This is a genomic window from Achromobacter sp. JUb104, assembly GCF_024806975.1.
GTDB lineage: Bacteria > Pseudomonadota > Gammaproteobacteria > Burkholderiales > Burkholderiaceae_B > Achromobacter > Achromobacter spanius.
In genome coordinates, this window is record NZ_JANUEY010000006.1 from 17696 (window position 1) to 32084 (window position 14389).

A 14389-nucleotide genomic window follows, 5' to 3' on the forward strand; every position below is an offset into this window, starting at 1 on the left:
GGGCGCAGTCCGCCCAGGAGGAACCGATGTTGAAGGTCAGCGAGATTTTGCGCGTCAAGGGCGACACGCTCTATACGGCGTCGCCCGACATGCCTGTGTCCCAGGCCGTGCAAACCATGAGCGAGCAGGACATAGGCTCGCTTGTCATCATGGAATTCGGCACCCTGACCGGCATGCTCACGTTCCGCGAGATCATCCGCCACATGCACGCGCATGGCGGCGCCGGTGAAACCACCATCCGGTCCATCATGGACGACGCGCCGGTCAGCGTGTCCCCCAACACCAGCGCCGACGAAGTACAGCGCCTGATGCTGGAAAAGCATGCGCGCTACATCCCGGTCATGGACGGCCCGACCCTGATGGGCGTCATTTCGTTCTATGACATGGCGCAGGCGATCGTGGCGGCTCAGCAATTTGAAAACAACATGCTGAAAGCCTACATCCGCGACTGGCCAACCGAAAGCGCGGAACCCGCCAAGTCGTGATCCCCCCCAGGCTTTGGCGGCAGCAGCCGCCAGCCTGCCGTCAGACCCCCGCCGGCGCCGCTTCCAATGCGGCGCCGCGCACATCCGGCGCCTGCCGCTGGCTGCGCCAGGCGTCGTAAATCAGGTCAGGGTTGTTGGCCGCAAGCAGGGCCGGGTCCGACAGCATCCGGCGCCAGCGCCGCGCCCCGGACTGCCCATTCACCAAGCCCAGCATCGGGCGCGTCATCACGCGCAAGGGCACGCCCTTTGCCACCTGCCTGGCGGCGTATTCGGTCATGGCGTCCACCACCTGCGCGTCGGTGGGCAGACGAACCGACGGCCACAATTGCAGTGAAACCTCGGACAGCACGCGCGGCGTGTGCCAGGCGGCTCGACCCAACATCACACCATCGAACTCGTTCGCGGCCCCAACGGACTGACCCGCATCGGCCAAACCGCCGTTCAACACAAACGTGCAGTCGGGAAAGTCGCGCTTGAGTTGCTTGACCACGTCGTAGCGCAGCGGCGGAATTTCGCGGTTGTCCTTCGGCGACAGGCCCTTCAACACCGCATTGCGGGCGTGGGCAATGAAGACCCGGCATCCCGTGTCATAAATCTTGCCGACGAAGTCTCGGACAAATTCGTAGGAATTCTCGTAATCGAGGCCCAAGCGATGCTTGACGGTGACCGGGATGTCGACGGCGTCCTGCATGGCTTTCATGCAATCCGCGACCAGGGCGGGCTCGGCCATCAGGCAGGCGCCGAACGCGCCTTTTTGCACGCGCTCCGAGGGGCAGCCGCAGTTCAGGTTGATCTCGTCGTAACCCCATTGGCGGCCCAGCTTGGCCGCTTGGGCCAATGCGTCAGGCTCGCTCCCGCCAAGTTGCAGCGCCACGGGGTGCTCGGCCTCGTCAAAGTCCAAGTGCCGCGGGACGTTGCCATGCAACAGCGCGCCCGTCGTGATCATTTCCGTATACAAGCGCGCGCGGGGAGCCAGCAGCCGATGGAAATAGCGGCAATGGCGATCGGTTACGTCAATCATCGGGGCGACGCACAGCCGCCAGTCGGGGGAGTCCAAGAATCACTCTACAAAACAAGGGGATGCGGTATTTTACGGGCTTCGCGGCAATATGTCCGGCAGCCTGTCCACGCCTGCCCAAGCCCCTCCCGAACGGCCCGGGCGCTATGTGGTCTAAAATTGCGCCGCCGCCGCCGCACCCGGCATGTCCGAGCGTCCGTTAACTCCTTACCCTGTACATCAATGGCCGTATTCACTCCCGTATCCGACGACGACGCGCGCGCCCTCCTGGCGCGATTCGACCTGGGCGAGTTCGTCTCGCTTCGAGGGATTACGGCGGGTATCGAGAACACCAATTACTTCTTGTATACGACCCGCGGCGAATTCGTGCTGACGCTGTTCGAGGTGTTGACGCACGCGCAACTGCCTTTCTACATTGAATTGATGTACCACCTGGCGGAACGCGGCGTCCCGGTGCCGCAACCGCAAAACCTGCGCGACGGCACCCGACTGACGACCCTGCACGGCAAACCCTGCGCCATCGTGTCGCGCTTGCCTGGCGGCTACGAGCCCGCCCCCGGCGCGACCCATTGCGCACTGGCGGGCGCAACCCTGGCCCGCGCCCATCTGGCCGCCCAGGATTTTCCGATCCACCAGCCCAACCTGCGCGGCTTGAACTGGTGGCTGGAAACGGCCCCCAAAGTCATGCCGTTTCTTACCCCCGAGCAGGTCGAGCTATTAAGCGCGGAACTGGCTGCCCAACAAGCCGCGGTGACCACGCCCGCCTGGCAGGCGCTGCAGACGGGCCCCGCCCATTGCGACCTCTTCCGCGACAATGTGCTGTTTGCGGGCACGTTCGAAGATCCGCTCATGGGCGGCATCATCGACTTCTATTTCGCGGGCTGCGACACGTGGCTGTTCGACGTGGCGGTCAGCGTCAACGACTGGTGCATTGAACGGGATACCGGCGAGTTCGTTCCCGAACTGGTGCAATCATGGCTGGCCGCCTACGCCAGCGTGCGCCCCTTCACCGATGCCGAACGCGAGGTCTGGCCCCTGATGCTGCGAGCGGCCGCCCTGCGCTTCTGGATTTCCCGCCTGTACGATTTTTTCCTGCCCCGGCCCGCGCAAACGCTTAAACCGCACGACCCGCGGCACTTCGAAAGAGTGTTGCAGGCACGCCACCGCTCGCGCTTGCCAATATTGCCGTAACCGTAACGCCCCCCATAATGGGGCTCGCGCGTCCCTTTTTGAGAGACATCCCTCCTTTAGAGAGCCATGCAAGCAGCATTCTTACCCGCGACGTCCGGCTGGCAATGGGTTCGAGACGGCTTCCGTCTGTTCCGCAAACAACCCCTGGCCATGTTTACCTGGGCAATGTTCATCAGCCTTCTGGTCGTCTTCGCCAGCGCGACTCCTCCAGTGGGCCCGATCCTGGTCGTGGCGCTCATGCCCATCATCACCCTCATGACCTTGTCTGCGTGCAAGCACATTGAGGCCGACCGCGTCATGCTGCCGTCGATGTGGGGCAAACCCCTCAAGCAACCGGGCGTGTTCAGGAAGCTGTTCCTGATGGGCTTGTTGTATGCGGGCTTAAGCATGGCGGCCGGCCTGCTCACTTTCCTGCCGTTCATGGACTCGATGGCGGAGGCTTATCGCATCGCTTCCGTCGAGCGCTCTCTGGACCCTATTCTGATGGCCATGCGGGTTCCGCTGACCATCTTCGCCATTATTTATGTCGTGATCGCCGCCTTGTTCTGGCATGCGCCGGTGTTGGTCGCATGGCATGGCCTGCGCTTGGTGCAAGCCTTGTTTTTCTCCGGTATTGCTTGCTGGCGCAACAAGTGGCCGTTCCTGGTGTACGGCGCCACCTGGGCACTGGTTTTCCTCTTCATCGACCTGTGCGCCGGCCTGCTGGTTTATATGGGCCTGTCGCTCGAATTCGCGGGCACCCTACAGATTCCGTTCAATATCGCCGCGGGCGGCGCGCTGTATTGCAGCTTCTATCCGGCCTATACCTCCGTGTTCGGCATCAATAACACCAGCCCGCATCTCGACAACGGCAACAGCGCCCAGGCATAAGGCAATGCGGCAGGGTGGCAACGCCCTGCGCACCGCCATCACCCGCAGATCCCGCCCGACAAACGCCACGTCGATGGCATAGCGCATGCCAAAGGTATGCACGCCAGCGCAGGGCATGAGCAATACGCCGGACCGCTTGCCAGGCGGTCGGCGCCCCAGCAGGCCCCGCATCCGGCGCCTCCAGTCATCCACACGCAAGAACCTCAGCCGGACAGGCGACAAGGGCGGGCAGCCATTCATTGCACGCTTTGCAGCAATTGAACGGCAATGGGAAACGCCAGCACGATGAACGTGCACGGGAAAATGCACGCGATCAAGGGCAGCAGCATTTTTACCGGCGCCTGCATCGCCAATTGTTCGGCTCGCACGTGCCGGTCGCTGCGACACTGCGCCGCTTGTGCCCGCAGAACCGGCCCCAGGCTGATGCCCAGCGCCTCGGCTTGCGCCAATGCGGCGGCCCAGGTCCGGGCAAGCGGGCTGTTGCTGCGGTCGGCCAGCGCCTTGATCGCGGCTGTACGCGTAACGCCCGCCCGCATCTCGGCCAAGGCCTCCGCCAATGCATCGCGCAGAACACCTTGCGGGCCGCTTTGCGCCGCCAACTGCAGCGCCCCCTGCACACTCAAACCCGCTTCCACGCATAGCGTCATCATGTCGAACACAAAGGGCAGATCGCGTTCAATGCTGCGGCGGCGTGTTTCGCTCAGGCTACGCAGCCAGGCGCGGGGAGCCAGGCCAGCCAAAATGCCCAAAGCCAGCGCCCAAGGCATCCAGGCCAAGGGCGACATGCCGTAGGCCGCCATCGCGCCTGCCGCCGCCCCACCAGCCAACAGCGCCGCGCTGGCGCTCAATGCCGCCACGTGTGCGTAACCCACGCTTGCCGGTAAGCCCGCCCATTCGATCGCGCGCGCCAATCGCGTGCGCAGGCGCCACGAACATAGCGGCCCCGCTATTGGCGCCACGGCAGATACCCATGGCCAGGCCGCCTGCCACCACCATGGCAATCCGGCAGACACCGCCTGTTTGCCGCCCAGCAAGGGGCGCAGCGCAAACCAGGTCACGCAACCCACGGCCAGCGCCGCCATCAACATGCTCAGGTCCAGCAACATGACCCCCTTCCCCATTACCCCCTCCTGTTAGAGCTCGATCCGGACAATGCGCCGGATCAGCAACACACCCGCCGTCTCCAGTACGGCCACCATCGCAAGCACGCCCCACCCCATGGGCGTGTGCCACAGCAAGCCCATGATGTCGGGTTCAAGCTCATTCAATACGGCGAGCAACACCAAGGGCAGCGCCCCTACTATCCATGCTTGCAAACGCCCTTGGGATGTCAGCGCCTGCAGCTTCGCCTGCAACTGCAAGCGCGCACGCAAGGTTTGCGCAATGCTCTCCAGCGCCTCGGCCAGGTTACCGCCGGTCTGTGCCGCAATACGCATGGCGGCCACCACCAGCGAGGTGGAGTCGGCGGGCATCCGCGACTGCAAATTTCCTAGCGCCGCATCCCACGGCACGCCCAAGCGCTGCTCCCGCAGCATCAAGCCAAATTCCTGGGCCAGCGGTGCGCCGCTCTGCTCAACCACATGGCGCAAGCCCGTGGGCAGTGCGACCCCTGCGCGCAATGCCGAGGCCAGCATCAACAACGCCATTGGCAATTGCTGTTCGAAACGACGTGCCCGCCTGCGCCGCAGCATCTCAACCATCATGCGAGGCGCCCGAGAGGCCAGCCCGGCAAGCAACGCCGCCAGAATGCCACTGCCCGTCAACGAAAAAGCCAACGCCGCCGCCAGCGCCGCGCAGGCGACGGCCGCCAGCCACAACTGCGAGGGGTCGATGAACAGGAACACCTCGCTAAGCCGGACTCCCGCGTCTTGCGTGTAAAGCTCCCGGTAGCGGCGCAATGCCGGCGCAAACCAGGCCTGGGCATGCAGCACCAACACTGCTGCGCAGCACATAGCGCCCGCCGCCGCCAGCCAGATCATGGAAACCCCGGTGCAGACTTGGACGAAGGCGTCCCCTTCGGCATCGACGTTTCGGTGAACCACGCCGGATCCATCGATACCCCATCGTCAGACCAACCCTGCGAAAAGCCGGGCAACGCTCCACATCCCTTGAAGCCCGCCGTCCGGTCAAATCGGAATAGCTCCTGCAGTTGTATGCGCCCACTTTCCATCCCCGCGACTTCGACGATCGACGTCACGACGCGACGGCCGTCCGCCAAGCGGGCCTGCTGCACCACAAGCTCAACGCTGGCGGCGATCTGTTCGCGCACGGCGGACAAGGGCAAGTCCAGGCCCGCCATCAGGATCATCGATTCCAGTCGGCCCAAGGCATCGCGAGGTGAGTTCGCGTGCAAGGTTGTCAACGAGCCCTCGTGGCCCGTGTTCATAGCCGTCAACATGTCGAACGCTTCGGCGCCACGGCACTCCCCGACGACGATACGGTCCGGCCGCATGCGCAGCGCGTTGCGTACCAGCTCGCGTATGGCGATATGCCCCCTGCCCTCCTGGTTGGCGGGACGCGCTTCCAGGGCCACCAGATGATCGTGATTCAGCCGCAACTCGGCGGCGTCCTCAATGGTGACGATCCGCTCGCCATCGGGGATTTCGTTGGACAAGATGTTCAGCAAGGTCGTTTTGCCCGAGCCCGTGCCGCCGGACACAACCAGGTTTTTGCGCATCCTGACGCATAGCGCCAGGAATCGCGCCATGGCCTCGCTTAAGGACGCCGCCGCGATCAGATCGGACATCTGGGGCCGCCGCTGCGGAAACTTGCGGATGGTCAAGCTGGCGCCTTTCATCGCCACCGGCGGAATGATGGCGTGCACGCGCGATCCATCGGGCAAGCGTGCGTCAACCATGGGCGAGCTTTCGTCGATGCGACGGCCCAGTGGCGTGACGATGCGCTCGATTACCCAACGCACCGATTGTTCGCTGGTGAATGCGGCGGGGTGTCGCCAAAGCCGCCCCGCGCGTTCCACATAGATCTCGTCATAACGGTTGACCATGATCTCGGTGATGTCGGGCGCGGCCAGCAGGGGCTCCAAGGGGCCCAATCCCACGGCTTCGTCCAGCACCTCTCTGCACAAGGCCTGCTTGGCCGCATCGTCGGGCAAATCGACGTCCGACGCGACGATATGCGTCAGCAGGCGCTCGGCTTCGGCGCGCAACGTGCCGTCGCTCATGCCCGCGACGTCGCGCCGGCGCAGGTCCAGCGCGTCGAGCAAGGCCGCGTGCAGGCGCCGACGCGCTTGCACGCGCTGTGGCGCAATGGGCGGCAACGGCATCGTGGCTATCGAAGGCGCTGCCGTCTCAGCCGGGGTCAGCACGGCCGCGTCCGGCGATGCGGGCGCAACGGCTACGGCGAAGGCCAGAGCCGGTGCAGCATCGTCCGGCGCCACCCACCGTACGCGCAAGCGGCAAGGACCTATCAGGATATCGTCGTCGGGCAAGACCGGCGCATGACGCACCACTCTTGCTCCGTTCACCAGGGTGCCTGCCAAGGTACCCAGATCCTCCAGGACAATATCGTCGTCTTGACGAAGCAAACGGGCGTGCTGCCGCCCGACTCGCCAATTGATGATACGCAAGCCGCACTGGGAGCCCCGTCCGATCAGCACCGGCGTCGGCTCGAACTGTCGGCGAACGCCGGAATCTTCAAATGTCATTTCGATGTCGAGCATGGCGTCACTCTTGATGTGGAGTCTGGGGGAAGTCATCGCGGGCGACCCACTGCGAACCTGCACCTGCATAGGGATCCCAAGCGTCGACGGTGACGGGTGTTGCGGTGCCCAGGCGCGGCGGCTCTGGAAACGCCGTGTCCAACACCCCTCGCCCGCGCCGCACCCTATCCTGCATTGCGGGCTCGCTTTGCGACACAATCTTGGGGGTCACAAAAATGGCCAACTCGGTTTCGCGCTGCTGAAACCTGCGCGACGAAAACAAGGCACCAAGAATGGGAATGTTCTGCAACCAGGGCAGGCCATTGATCTCCTGGCCTTGCTCTCGCGACAAGAAACCCCCAATGACCAGCGTATTGCCCGATCTGACGTTGAATTCGGTGGAAGCCCGCCGCGTCCGCAAGGCCGGGCCACCCGCAACGCTTAGGGACGTGTCGACAGAACTGGCCTCGACTTCGATCAACGACCGAATCACGCCGTTTCGGTCGATGCGCGGCGTGATGTTGAGCGACACGCCATACGGTTTGAACAAGGTGGTGGGATTGCCACGCGAATCGGTCGACGTGTAGGGAACCTCGCCGCCCGCCAGGAACGTGGCGCTGGCGCCGCTGCGCGCAAGCAGTTGCGGCTGCGCCAGCATGACGGCTTCACCACTTTGCGCCAGCGCGGCGATGCGGGCGGACAGCAAGGCATTGACTCCGAAGTAACCCGCGGCGGCCGATGCCGGCCCGGCTGTCTCGATGATGGATTCGCCAGGTCGGGTCATGCGCGCCCGCGAGCCTGCGTCCCAGGCCAGGCCGGCATTCGCACCGCCTTGAGTCACCCCGTCCCAACGCAGGCCGAACTCGCGCATTCGCGATGTGGGAATCTCAACCACCTGCACATCAAGCAGCACCATTCGGTCCCATCCCACTTGCCCCGTGAAGTCCAGGATGGCGGGATAACGTTCGGCCAGGGCCGCGATGCGTGCCCGGTCGTCGTCGGACAAATCGTCTCCTTCGATCACGATTCGCCCTCCCACCGTGGTGCTGCGCGCGCCAGGAATACGGGCAAGCAGCGACTCAACCTCTGCCCGCAAACGCGGCGCGCCAGCGGCGACAACGCGCAGGTCATAGGCTTTCGGTTTGGCCCCGGCCGCCCAGACGTGCACGGACGACACGCCTTCGGCGCGGGCAAAGATCACGACGTCCCGGCCTTCTGTCGCAACGGCGCTTAACACCTGTCCGTTTCCAATGGCCACTCGTTTCACGCCGGGGTGCGGCAGTACCCGCGTTTCACCTACCTGCAACTCCAACGCCTGCGGCTCAGTTGAGGTGGAGGCAGTGGCCGTGGTGGACGTCAGGGCAAGCGTGATTGCGCTCAGGATGAATGCGATGCGTCTCATGGCCGCTCCGATGCACTACCCGCCATTGCGGCGGCGTCTGAAGGAACAGGCGATTGCGCCTGCATGCGGTCCCCGTACAAGATCGTTACGCCGGGAGCAGGCGCGGGTTCCGGCGCCAATCCGATAAGCGAGGCCAGATCCGTCTGAGTGGATTCGGCAACGGCCGCCTCATCGTCGCGATGTCGCAGCATGGCCGTCAACGAGCCCGCCTGCCTGGCAGCGACGAACTTCATGGCTTGGTCCGGATCGGCGGCAAGCGTAATGCTGCCGGCACCACTTGCCCCCCCATCTTCATCGGCCCCGGCGCCAACCGTCAGCACATGCATGCCCTGCAGCAAAGGCACGGTGAGCTCTCTTTGTCGATGAGGAAAGGTCACGTAGATGTCGATCAAATCACCGGCACGCAGCATATCGGCCAGCCCGCCAAGGTCAGCCGCGGCGACAGTCAGCGCCCGCTGGCCTGAACGCAGTCGGGATGCCAAGGCGGGGGTCGGCGTGGAGAAAGTCAGATGTGACTTCAGCAAAGGTTCGCCGTGGGCCACATCCGCCACCAAGGTGCCACCAAGCAAATTGTTCAGCGCCAGCGGATCCAGGCTGGCGGAAGACGCCCACTGCGCCGGAATTTCGCGGACCGCCACGTCAGCCTCTTCCAGCCGCGTGCCCGCGGCAAGGTCATAGGCCGCAACCAGACGCTCGACAACCGGTGTGCGAGCCTCGGCTTCCAACGCCTCTACCCGTTGCTGCACGTGCTCGCGCACGGCCCATGCCGACAGCAACCCCGCCATCAATGCCAGCCCATACACGCCGGCGCGGCGCAGCCGGGAAACGCCATGCATCAGTGCAGCCTTCATGGCACCCACCTTCTGACCCGCAGGCCGCTGCCCGCATCCAACGGCACCAACGACACCTGCATGCGTTGGTCTGCGCGCGCCCATGACTGCAAAGCGCCGTCATCTGCTTCAAGGCGCCACCCGTCGCGCAGCAAGGCCGCTTTTAGCAAGGGGGCTATCCGAGAAGGCGGCAAGCCATGTTGCCAAATACGCTCCCACACTTTGACGCCCGCCTCCATCACGGCAAAATCGAGGCGCAGCCGTGCGCCCTCTGGCAGCCAGACGGGCATCACAGGGTTGGGAAGGGCCGCCATGCGCAGCGAAGACACCGTGCCGATGGTCCGGCTCGGACCTGCACTTTGCATTTGCGCCACCCATTGCTGATCATCGATCCAGCCAGACAGGATGAGATGGCCCGGCAGCACATTCAAATCGGACAAGCCCGGCTGCTGGTCCACCAACGCGCGGACCACGGCACGGCTATCCGCCGGTGCGTCAAACACCAGCACTTGGGCCGGGTAGCCATGAAGCCACACGCGGTCAGCCAGCAAGGCATGCGTGGACCCTTCCGGCAAGCGCAGCCCGCTTAGAGAAACAGCGACTGTCGTTGCGGACTGCGAGGGCTGTGCGACGCAGGGGCCCGCCACCGTCGCAAGCCACGTCATTACCGCCAAGCGACGAAGCAGACGAACGACGACAGGCCTCGCCCAGAGAATCGAAGTCATTGAGTACGCATTCATGGCTTTCGTCCTTTACGTATTCCCAACCGGTCAGGCGGCACCACATCTGCCCACGCGGACAACCAATCGGTCTGTAGCGCGGCCCGCCTCCAAGGACCGTCCATGCGCCGTGTGGCAGGCCCGACGCGTCGCGCCTGCGCAAGCGACGCCCGTTCAACCTGGCGCCATGCGGTCGGTGCATTGCCAATACGACGGCGCGCGTCGGCGTCTCCATGTGCATGGCCGGCACCGATCGCCACATGCGCATGGCGCGCGATGATCGGCGCTTGCCCCTTCCGCGAAGGCATCGCGCGCCCATACACCGACAGCAGGCGCAGGCCGTCGCCAAACCATTCGCCCTGCAATACAGACATGTTCGACGGCGCGATGCCGGGCAGTTCAAGGATCCGTTGGCGCAGTCCCGCGGCAACCATCGAATGCGCTGGCGCCACGGGCTGCCCCAGCGCGCCGAACATCGCCGTCTTGCGGCTGACCTGCGACAACTGTTGAGCCGAGAACTGCAGCCCGCCGACCCAGGACACTGCCCAAACCAGCACCGCCATCAGCGGCAGCATCAGCAAGCCCTCGACGATCGCCTGCCCTTGTTGCCGAGCGGGACAACGGAGATACCCATTCCTCTGCATCATCGTGCGCTCCGGGCATGCGAGGCCTCTGCGCGCGTGACCGCCGAGAGACGTGCCTGCCAATAAGGTCGAAACAAGGTGGCCAGTTCTTCACGGCGATCCGCACGCTGCTCCGGCCGCAAGAAATACGTTTCAGCGGCGCTGGTCACGGTGATCCCGCCTGACTGCCCCAGGGCGGCGTAACGAAAGATGCCCGTCGGCAACGCCAACACGCTGTCCGCGTCGGTGGTCTTCAGTACAGAACCAGACCAACGCACGCTCACGGCAAACCGCAGCCTTTCGTGCAAGCGCGACGCCTTGACTTCGCGGTAAGCCGGCAAGCCTTTGCCGGGCCAACGCTGCGCGGACGCCATCGCATAGGAATTCGCCATGGGGTTGGTCACGCCGCTGAAGATGTCCCACGCGGTGGACTGCTCCACCCAGCGCCAAAAGTCCTCTTGGGAAAAGTCCGCGGGCGGCTCATCCACGTAGTCCACGCCATCTGGCGTCTTGGACTTCTGGCCCTGCGCCGTACCCCAGGCCATTGAGTATTCACGGAAATAGCAACCAATCCATCGATTGGATCGCAGCGCATGAAATGACTGCGTGTCCAAGGCCCCCCAACGTCCATCGGGCCCAAGCCATGTCGAACCACGGCGACGCAACTCATGCCGCTTCAAAGGGCAGCGCTTGCTGACGGGCCAGGGATTACGGCGTGTGGCATTGCGCTTTTGCAGATATCCGTAGCGGTCAGCCGCTAGTTCCACTGCTGGCCGCAAACCCGCTTTGCGCGTGGCTACGTTGCGCTCGGCGAACCCCGGCCACGCATCCGACAGCAGATGCAACGTCAGACCCCGCGCACGCGGCGACTTGCTCAAATCCGAACTCGAACCCTGATCAGAACCCGGATCCGGATCAGCCATGTTGGCGTCCAGGACTTTGCGCATGATGCGATCGCGCGAGGCCGTCAGCCTCGCCATGGCTGAGGCCGCCGCCGCGTCCAATACCCGATGCACAACGTGGTCATGTTGCGCGAACGCGCTTGCCAACCGCGACTCGGCATCGGGCAATGCCTGCCCTGCCCGATAAGCAAGCCCCATATCCGGACCGAACAGCATGGCGATCAAGCCGGCAGGCGGGTTGCCCCGGGTACGTTGAGCGTGCATGGTGCGGCCGTACTGCGCGGCGGCTGCCAAGGTGACCAAGTGCGCCATGGCGACTTGATGCGCAATCTGCGTTCGGTTCACATAGGCAAGGGCATTCAGCGTGCGCGCTTGCTCAAGCGCGCCGCTGTACGCGGCCGCATCCGCCGCATGGGTCAAGCGCATGCGGCCTTCCGCCGTTTGACCCAGGTTGTAGAGCACAACCAGGGATACCGCCGCGACCGACACGATCATCATGCCCAGCACCAATGCCTGGCCATGCTGAACGCTGGAAGGCATGCGCATCTGCGTCATCACTTCGCATCCGAGGCATTGCCGGTAAAGGACTTGAGCGACCGAGCCTTGGCCTGAGCCGCTGCCTTCTGAGCCGCCTGCTGTGCCGCGCGCGTCTGTGTGCCGCCATCTTCCCCTGCAAGCTCACGTGCCATGGCGGCAGTCTGTGAACGCACCACCTGGCCGAAATACTGATAGACGGCAATGGCCGCCACCGCTACGAGCGCCACAACAACGATGTATTCGGTCATACCCTGGCCCAATTGCCGTTTTCGACTGCTCCACATCTCTGCTCTCCGCTGCGTTGAATGAAGCGTCAGTGTCGGCTCGGCCCCAGGACGCCACAATTCGCGCATGCCGAGGTGGGCAAAAAGATCCCGCGATCTTGACGTGCGTGAGAACGTGACAGCCCAACAAGAAAAAACCCTTCGCACCATGGGCTGCGAAGGGTTCATGCGATGGGTGGACGTGGCCCCCTCAATATTCTTGTAACCCTTTAATTTTCTGGGGTTTTCCCTATTGCCGATGGAATTTCACAGCAGTAGATTTGAGTTGCCGGGCTGTCTGACACCCATCGCGTGCGAAGCCGGGCAGGAGCGCCTCAGACTCATCTTGAGCTGGGGCGCTCTTCCATTGGGGCGTCGTAATTGCCAGACATTCGGCATATCAAGACGGCCAAACCATCTCGTTTCCGAGACGCCGCAGGACTTGTTGCGATAACGAGGAACGTCCCCGTTTTTGATGGAATATACTGGATATACAAACAGTATTTTCCGCCATGACGTTCAAAGCCCCCCTCACCCTTGACGACCTTCGCACCATCCGCGAACGCCAGCCCTGGAATTCAGATGTGATCTCGCTGCTCTGGGAGGTCAAACGGCTGCGCTCGGTGTTGCTGCGTGCGTATCAGTTATCTGGCGACTTCAAACGGCCGGCCGGGGTCACGGGCGAACTTTACGACGACTTCATGAAAAGCCTGCGCGACGAACCCTGTGTGCAAGAACGTGACGGGCTGGCGTCATCGCTGCTTGAAGCGCCGGACAAGCTCAGGAAAGGAATGGCCCCGCGGTAGCCGCTGGGGCGTGCCCCGGCGGGCCGCAGAGAGGGGAGTCAATTGGTCTTAGATTGGACCTAGAAGCCACGCAAAGCTGAGTTCGCTTGGTAGAGTGCGATGCATGAACGACTGGCCTATCCCCAATTTCCCGCTCGAGCAATTCAGAGCGCTCTCGTTCGCGGACAAAGAACTTTGTCTGGCGATGGTCCGCGCATACTGTGCAGAGGTTGCGCTGCAAGAACAAATCGGCTTGCGGCCGGCCGAGGATGATCTCTCTCTCTATTAGCTAAACCCACCATCGCCTGACTAGGCGGCAACATGGCCTGACACAGCCGCCGGTGCCCGGCGGGCATCGGCGCGACGTCAGGCCTCCAAGCGGGCCCGCACGGGTGCGAAGCCCGCGCGCCGCTTCCAGGTAAGCAGGCCTTCTCCTCCATGCTCAAGCGCCCCATACCAGATAGCGCGCGCACCGCGGGCTGGTGGCGTGTCGGCGTGCAATAACCATTGCGCGATGTGCACATGCATAAGCAGCATGATGCCGTCAGCCAGATGGTCGCGGTGCCCCATCAGGTCCAGGTAGTGGACCAATTCACCGCTGCGCGCGAGCTTGGTATAGGCCACCAGACGCTCTGTGGTCTCAAGTGGCCCGTTGCGATGGCCGGGGGTATCAATGAAATGGGACGCACGCGATAGCCGATGCGCTCGGCACGGCGGATCTTGGACAGGTTGCGCGAAGACCTGCCACGCAGCAGGCGGTTCAGCCCCTGGACATCGCGGCAGGCGTGTAGATCCAGCATCATCGGCGTGGCCCCCCGGCCACTGCCTTGCATATCGTAGCGCTGCGCCACACGCTGCATGCGCACCAACGCCTGCGTCGAACCCGGCCCTTGCGCCCGCGCCTTGTCGCGCATGCCGAAGACAGGGACTTTTTGGACACTGCGCGTTGGGTCCGGCAGACGCCGAAAATGAAACAGCCGCCATTGCTGGCGGCTGTTTCGTACCTGATTTCTCAGGATTTTCTTGGTAGGCCCCCCGAGAGTCGAACTCGGCACCAACGGATTATGAGTCCGCTGCTCTAACCAGGCATGAGCTAGAGGCCCAGG

General features: G+C 63.7%; 15 protein-coding genes, 1 tRNA gene and 1 pseudogene. 4 read left to right on the top strand and 13 right to left on the bottom strand.

The window, feature by feature from the left end; genetic code table 11:
• Positions 1 to 26 precede the first annotated feature (26 nt).
• Positions 27 to 485: a CBS domain-containing protein gene (locus tag M2361_RS28430; protein ID WP_042792875.1), complete on the top strand. Its 459-nt coding sequence runs from the start codon at positions 27 to 29 to the stop codon at positions 483 to 485.
• A 40-nt stretch (positions 486 to 525) separates the two neighbouring features.
• On the opposite strand, the gene dusA is transcribed toward M2361_RS28430, so the two are convergent.
• A complete protein-coding gene (gene dusA / locus M2361_RS28435; protein WP_259253107.1) occupies positions 526 to 1542 on the bottom strand; it encodes a tRNA dihydrouridine(20/20a) synthase DusA in 1017 nt (338 codons plus the stop codon).
• A gap of 183 nt (positions 1543 to 1725) precedes the next feature.
• Here dusA and M2361_RS28440 point away from each other — a divergent pair, with 183 nt between their 5' ends.
• Both M2361_RS28440 and M2361_RS28445 read left to right on the top strand, forming a co-directional pair.
• Positions 1726 to 2694, top strand: a complete 969-nt coding sequence (locus tag M2361_RS28440) for a homoserine kinase (RefSeq protein WP_259253108.1) — start codon at positions 1726 to 1728, stop codon at positions 2692 to 2694.
• A 66-nt stretch (positions 2695 to 2760) separates the two neighbouring features.
• A complete protein-coding gene (locus tag M2361_RS28445; RefSeq protein ID WP_259253109.1) occupies positions 2761 to 3564 on the top strand; it encodes a BPSS1780 family membrane protein in 804 nt (267 codons plus the stop codon).
• A 6-nt stretch (positions 3565 to 3570) separates the two neighbouring features.
• On the opposite strand, the pseudogene M2361_RS29110 reads toward M2361_RS28445, so the two are convergent.
• The 10 genes and pseudogenes from M2361_RS29110 to M2361_RS28490 form a co-directional block, all read right to left on the bottom strand.
• Positions 3571 to 3804 (bottom strand): annotated as a pseudogene (locus tag M2361_RS29110) (DUF192 domain-containing protein); the annotation flags it as partial.
• Entirely contained in the window at positions 3801 to 4670 is an 870-nt protein-coding gene (locus M2361_RS28450) for a type II secretion system F family protein (protein ID WP_404976469.1), read from the bottom strand. The gene M2361_RS28450 and the pseudogene M2361_RS29110, both read right to left, overlap by 4 nt.
• Positions 4671 to 4697: 27 nt before the next feature.
• Positions 4698 to 5543 (bottom strand): type II secretion system F family protein, encoded by an 846-nt coding sequence (locus M2361_RS28455; protein WP_259253115.1) that lies wholly within the window; start codon positions 5541 to 5543, stop codon positions 4698 to 4700.
• Entirely contained in the window at positions 5540 to 7243 is a 1704-nt protein-coding gene (locus M2361_RS28460; protein WP_259253116.1) for an ATPase, T2SS/T4P/T4SS family, read from the bottom strand. The genes M2361_RS28455 and M2361_RS28460 overlap by 4 nt, the downstream gene beginning before the upstream one ends.
• A gap of 4 nt (positions 7244 to 7247) precedes the next feature.
• Entirely contained in the window at positions 7248 to 8624 is a 1377-nt protein-coding gene (locus tag M2361_RS28465) for a type II and III secretion system protein family protein (protein WP_259253117.1), read from the bottom strand.
• Entirely contained in the window at positions 8621 to 9475 is an 855-nt protein-coding gene (cpaB, locus tag M2361_RS28470; protein ID WP_259253120.1) for a Flp pilus assembly protein CpaB, read from the bottom strand. Before cpaB ends, M2361_RS28465 begins: the two co-directional genes overlap by 4 nt.
• Positions 9472 to 10194 carry a hypothetical protein gene (locus M2361_RS28475; protein WP_259253121.1) on the bottom strand — a complete coding sequence of 241 codons (723 nt, stop codon included), beginning with the start codon at positions 10192 to 10194 and terminating at the stop codon, positions 9472 to 9474. Before M2361_RS28475 ends, cpaB begins: the two co-directional genes overlap by 4 nt.
• Positions 10191 to 10820 (bottom strand): pilus assembly protein, encoded by a 630-nt coding sequence (locus M2361_RS28480; RefSeq protein WP_259253123.1) that lies wholly within the window; start codon positions 10818 to 10820, stop codon positions 10191 to 10193. Before M2361_RS28480 ends, M2361_RS28475 begins: the two co-directional genes overlap by 4 nt.
• Entirely contained in the window at positions 10817 to 12238 is a 1422-nt protein-coding gene (locus M2361_RS28485; protein WP_259253124.1) for a hypothetical protein, read from the bottom strand. The genes M2361_RS28480 and M2361_RS28485 overlap by 4 nt, the downstream gene beginning before the upstream one ends.
• A gap of 14 nt (positions 12239 to 12252) precedes the next feature.
• On the bottom strand, positions 12253 to 12519 hold the full coding sequence (locus M2361_RS28490; protein WP_100855097.1) for a hypothetical protein: 267 nt from the start codon (positions 12517 to 12519) through the stop codon (positions 12253 to 12255).
• Positions 12520 to 13010: 491 nt separating this feature from the next.
• Between M2361_RS28490 and M2361_RS28495 the strand changes: the two genes are divergently transcribed.
• The gene (locus M2361_RS28495; RefSeq protein WP_100855096.1) at positions 13011 to 13304 is read left to right on the top strand and encodes a hypothetical protein; all 294 of its coding nucleotides are present in this window, start codon (positions 13011 to 13013) and stop codon (positions 13302 to 13304) included.
• Between the two features lie 345 nt (positions 13305 to 13649).
• Here the strand turns inward: M2361_RS28495 and M2361_RS28500 are convergent, their stop codons facing one another.
• Together M2361_RS28500 and M2361_RS28505 are read right to left on the bottom strand one after the other, a co-directional pair.
• Complete coding sequence (locus M2361_RS28500) at positions 13650 to 13907, bottom strand: hypothetical protein (protein WP_259253125.1); 258 nt, start codon at positions 13905 to 13907, stop codon at positions 13650 to 13652.
• Between the two features lie 400 nt (positions 13908 to 14307).
• Positions 14308 to 14386: transfer RNA gene (locus tag M2361_RS28505), tRNA-Ile, on the bottom strand.
• Positions 14387 to 14389: the final 3 nt, after the last annotated feature.

What these genes read in the sequence shown, in the direction of transcription:
- M2361_RS28430 (WP_042792875.1), top strand. Translation starts at nt 27, where the DNA reads ATGTTGAAGGTCAGCGAGATTTTGCGCGTCAAGGGCGACACGCTCTAT.
- M2361_RS28440 (WP_259253108.1), top strand. Translation starts at nt 1,726, where the DNA reads ATGGCCGTATTCACTCCCGTATCCGACGACGACGCGCGCGCCCTCCTG.
- M2361_RS28445 (WP_259253109.1), top strand. Translation starts at nt 2,761, where the DNA reads ATGCAAGCAGCATTCTTACCCGCGACGTCCGGCTGGCAATGGGTTCGA.
- M2361_RS28450 (WP_404976469.1), bottom strand. Translation starts at nt 4,670, where the DNA reads ATGTTGCTGGACCTGAGCATGTTGATGGCGGCGCTGGCCGTGGGTTGC.
- M2361_RS28455 (WP_259253115.1), bottom strand. Translation starts at nt 5,543, where the DNA reads ATGATCTGGCTGGCGGCGGCGGGCGCTATGTGCTGCGCAGCAGTGTTG.
- M2361_RS28460 (WP_259253116.1), bottom strand. Translation starts at nt 7,243, where the DNA reads ATGCTCGACATCGAAATGACATTTGAAGATTCCGGCGTTCGCCGACAG.
- M2361_RS28465 (WP_259253117.1), bottom strand. Translation starts at nt 8,624, where the DNA reads ATGAGACGCATCGCATTCATCCTGAGCGCAATCACGCTTGCCCTGACG.
- cpaB (WP_259253120.1), bottom strand. Translation starts at nt 9,475, where the DNA reads ATGAAGGCTGCACTGATGCATGGCGTTTCCCGGCTGCGCCGCGCCGGC.
- M2361_RS28475 (WP_259253121.1), bottom strand. Translation starts at nt 10,194, where the DNA reads ATGAATGCGTACTCAATGACTTCGATTCTCTGGGCGAGGCCTGTCGTC.
- M2361_RS28480 (WP_259253123.1), bottom strand. Translation starts at nt 10,820, where the DNA reads ATGATGCAGAGGAATGGGTATCTCCGTTGTCCCGCTCGGCAACAAGGG.
- M2361_RS28485 (WP_259253124.1), bottom strand. Translation starts at nt 12,238, where the DNA reads ATGCCTTCCAGCGTTCAGCATGGCCAGGCATTGGTGCTGGGCATGATG.
- M2361_RS28490 (WP_100855097.1), bottom strand. Translation starts at nt 12,519, where the DNA reads ATGTGGAGCAGTCGAAAACGGCAATTGGGCCAGGGTATGACCGAATAC.
- M2361_RS28495 (WP_100855096.1), top strand. Translation starts at nt 13,011, where the DNA reads ATGACGTTCAAAGCCCCCCTCACCCTTGACGACCTTCGCACCATCCGC.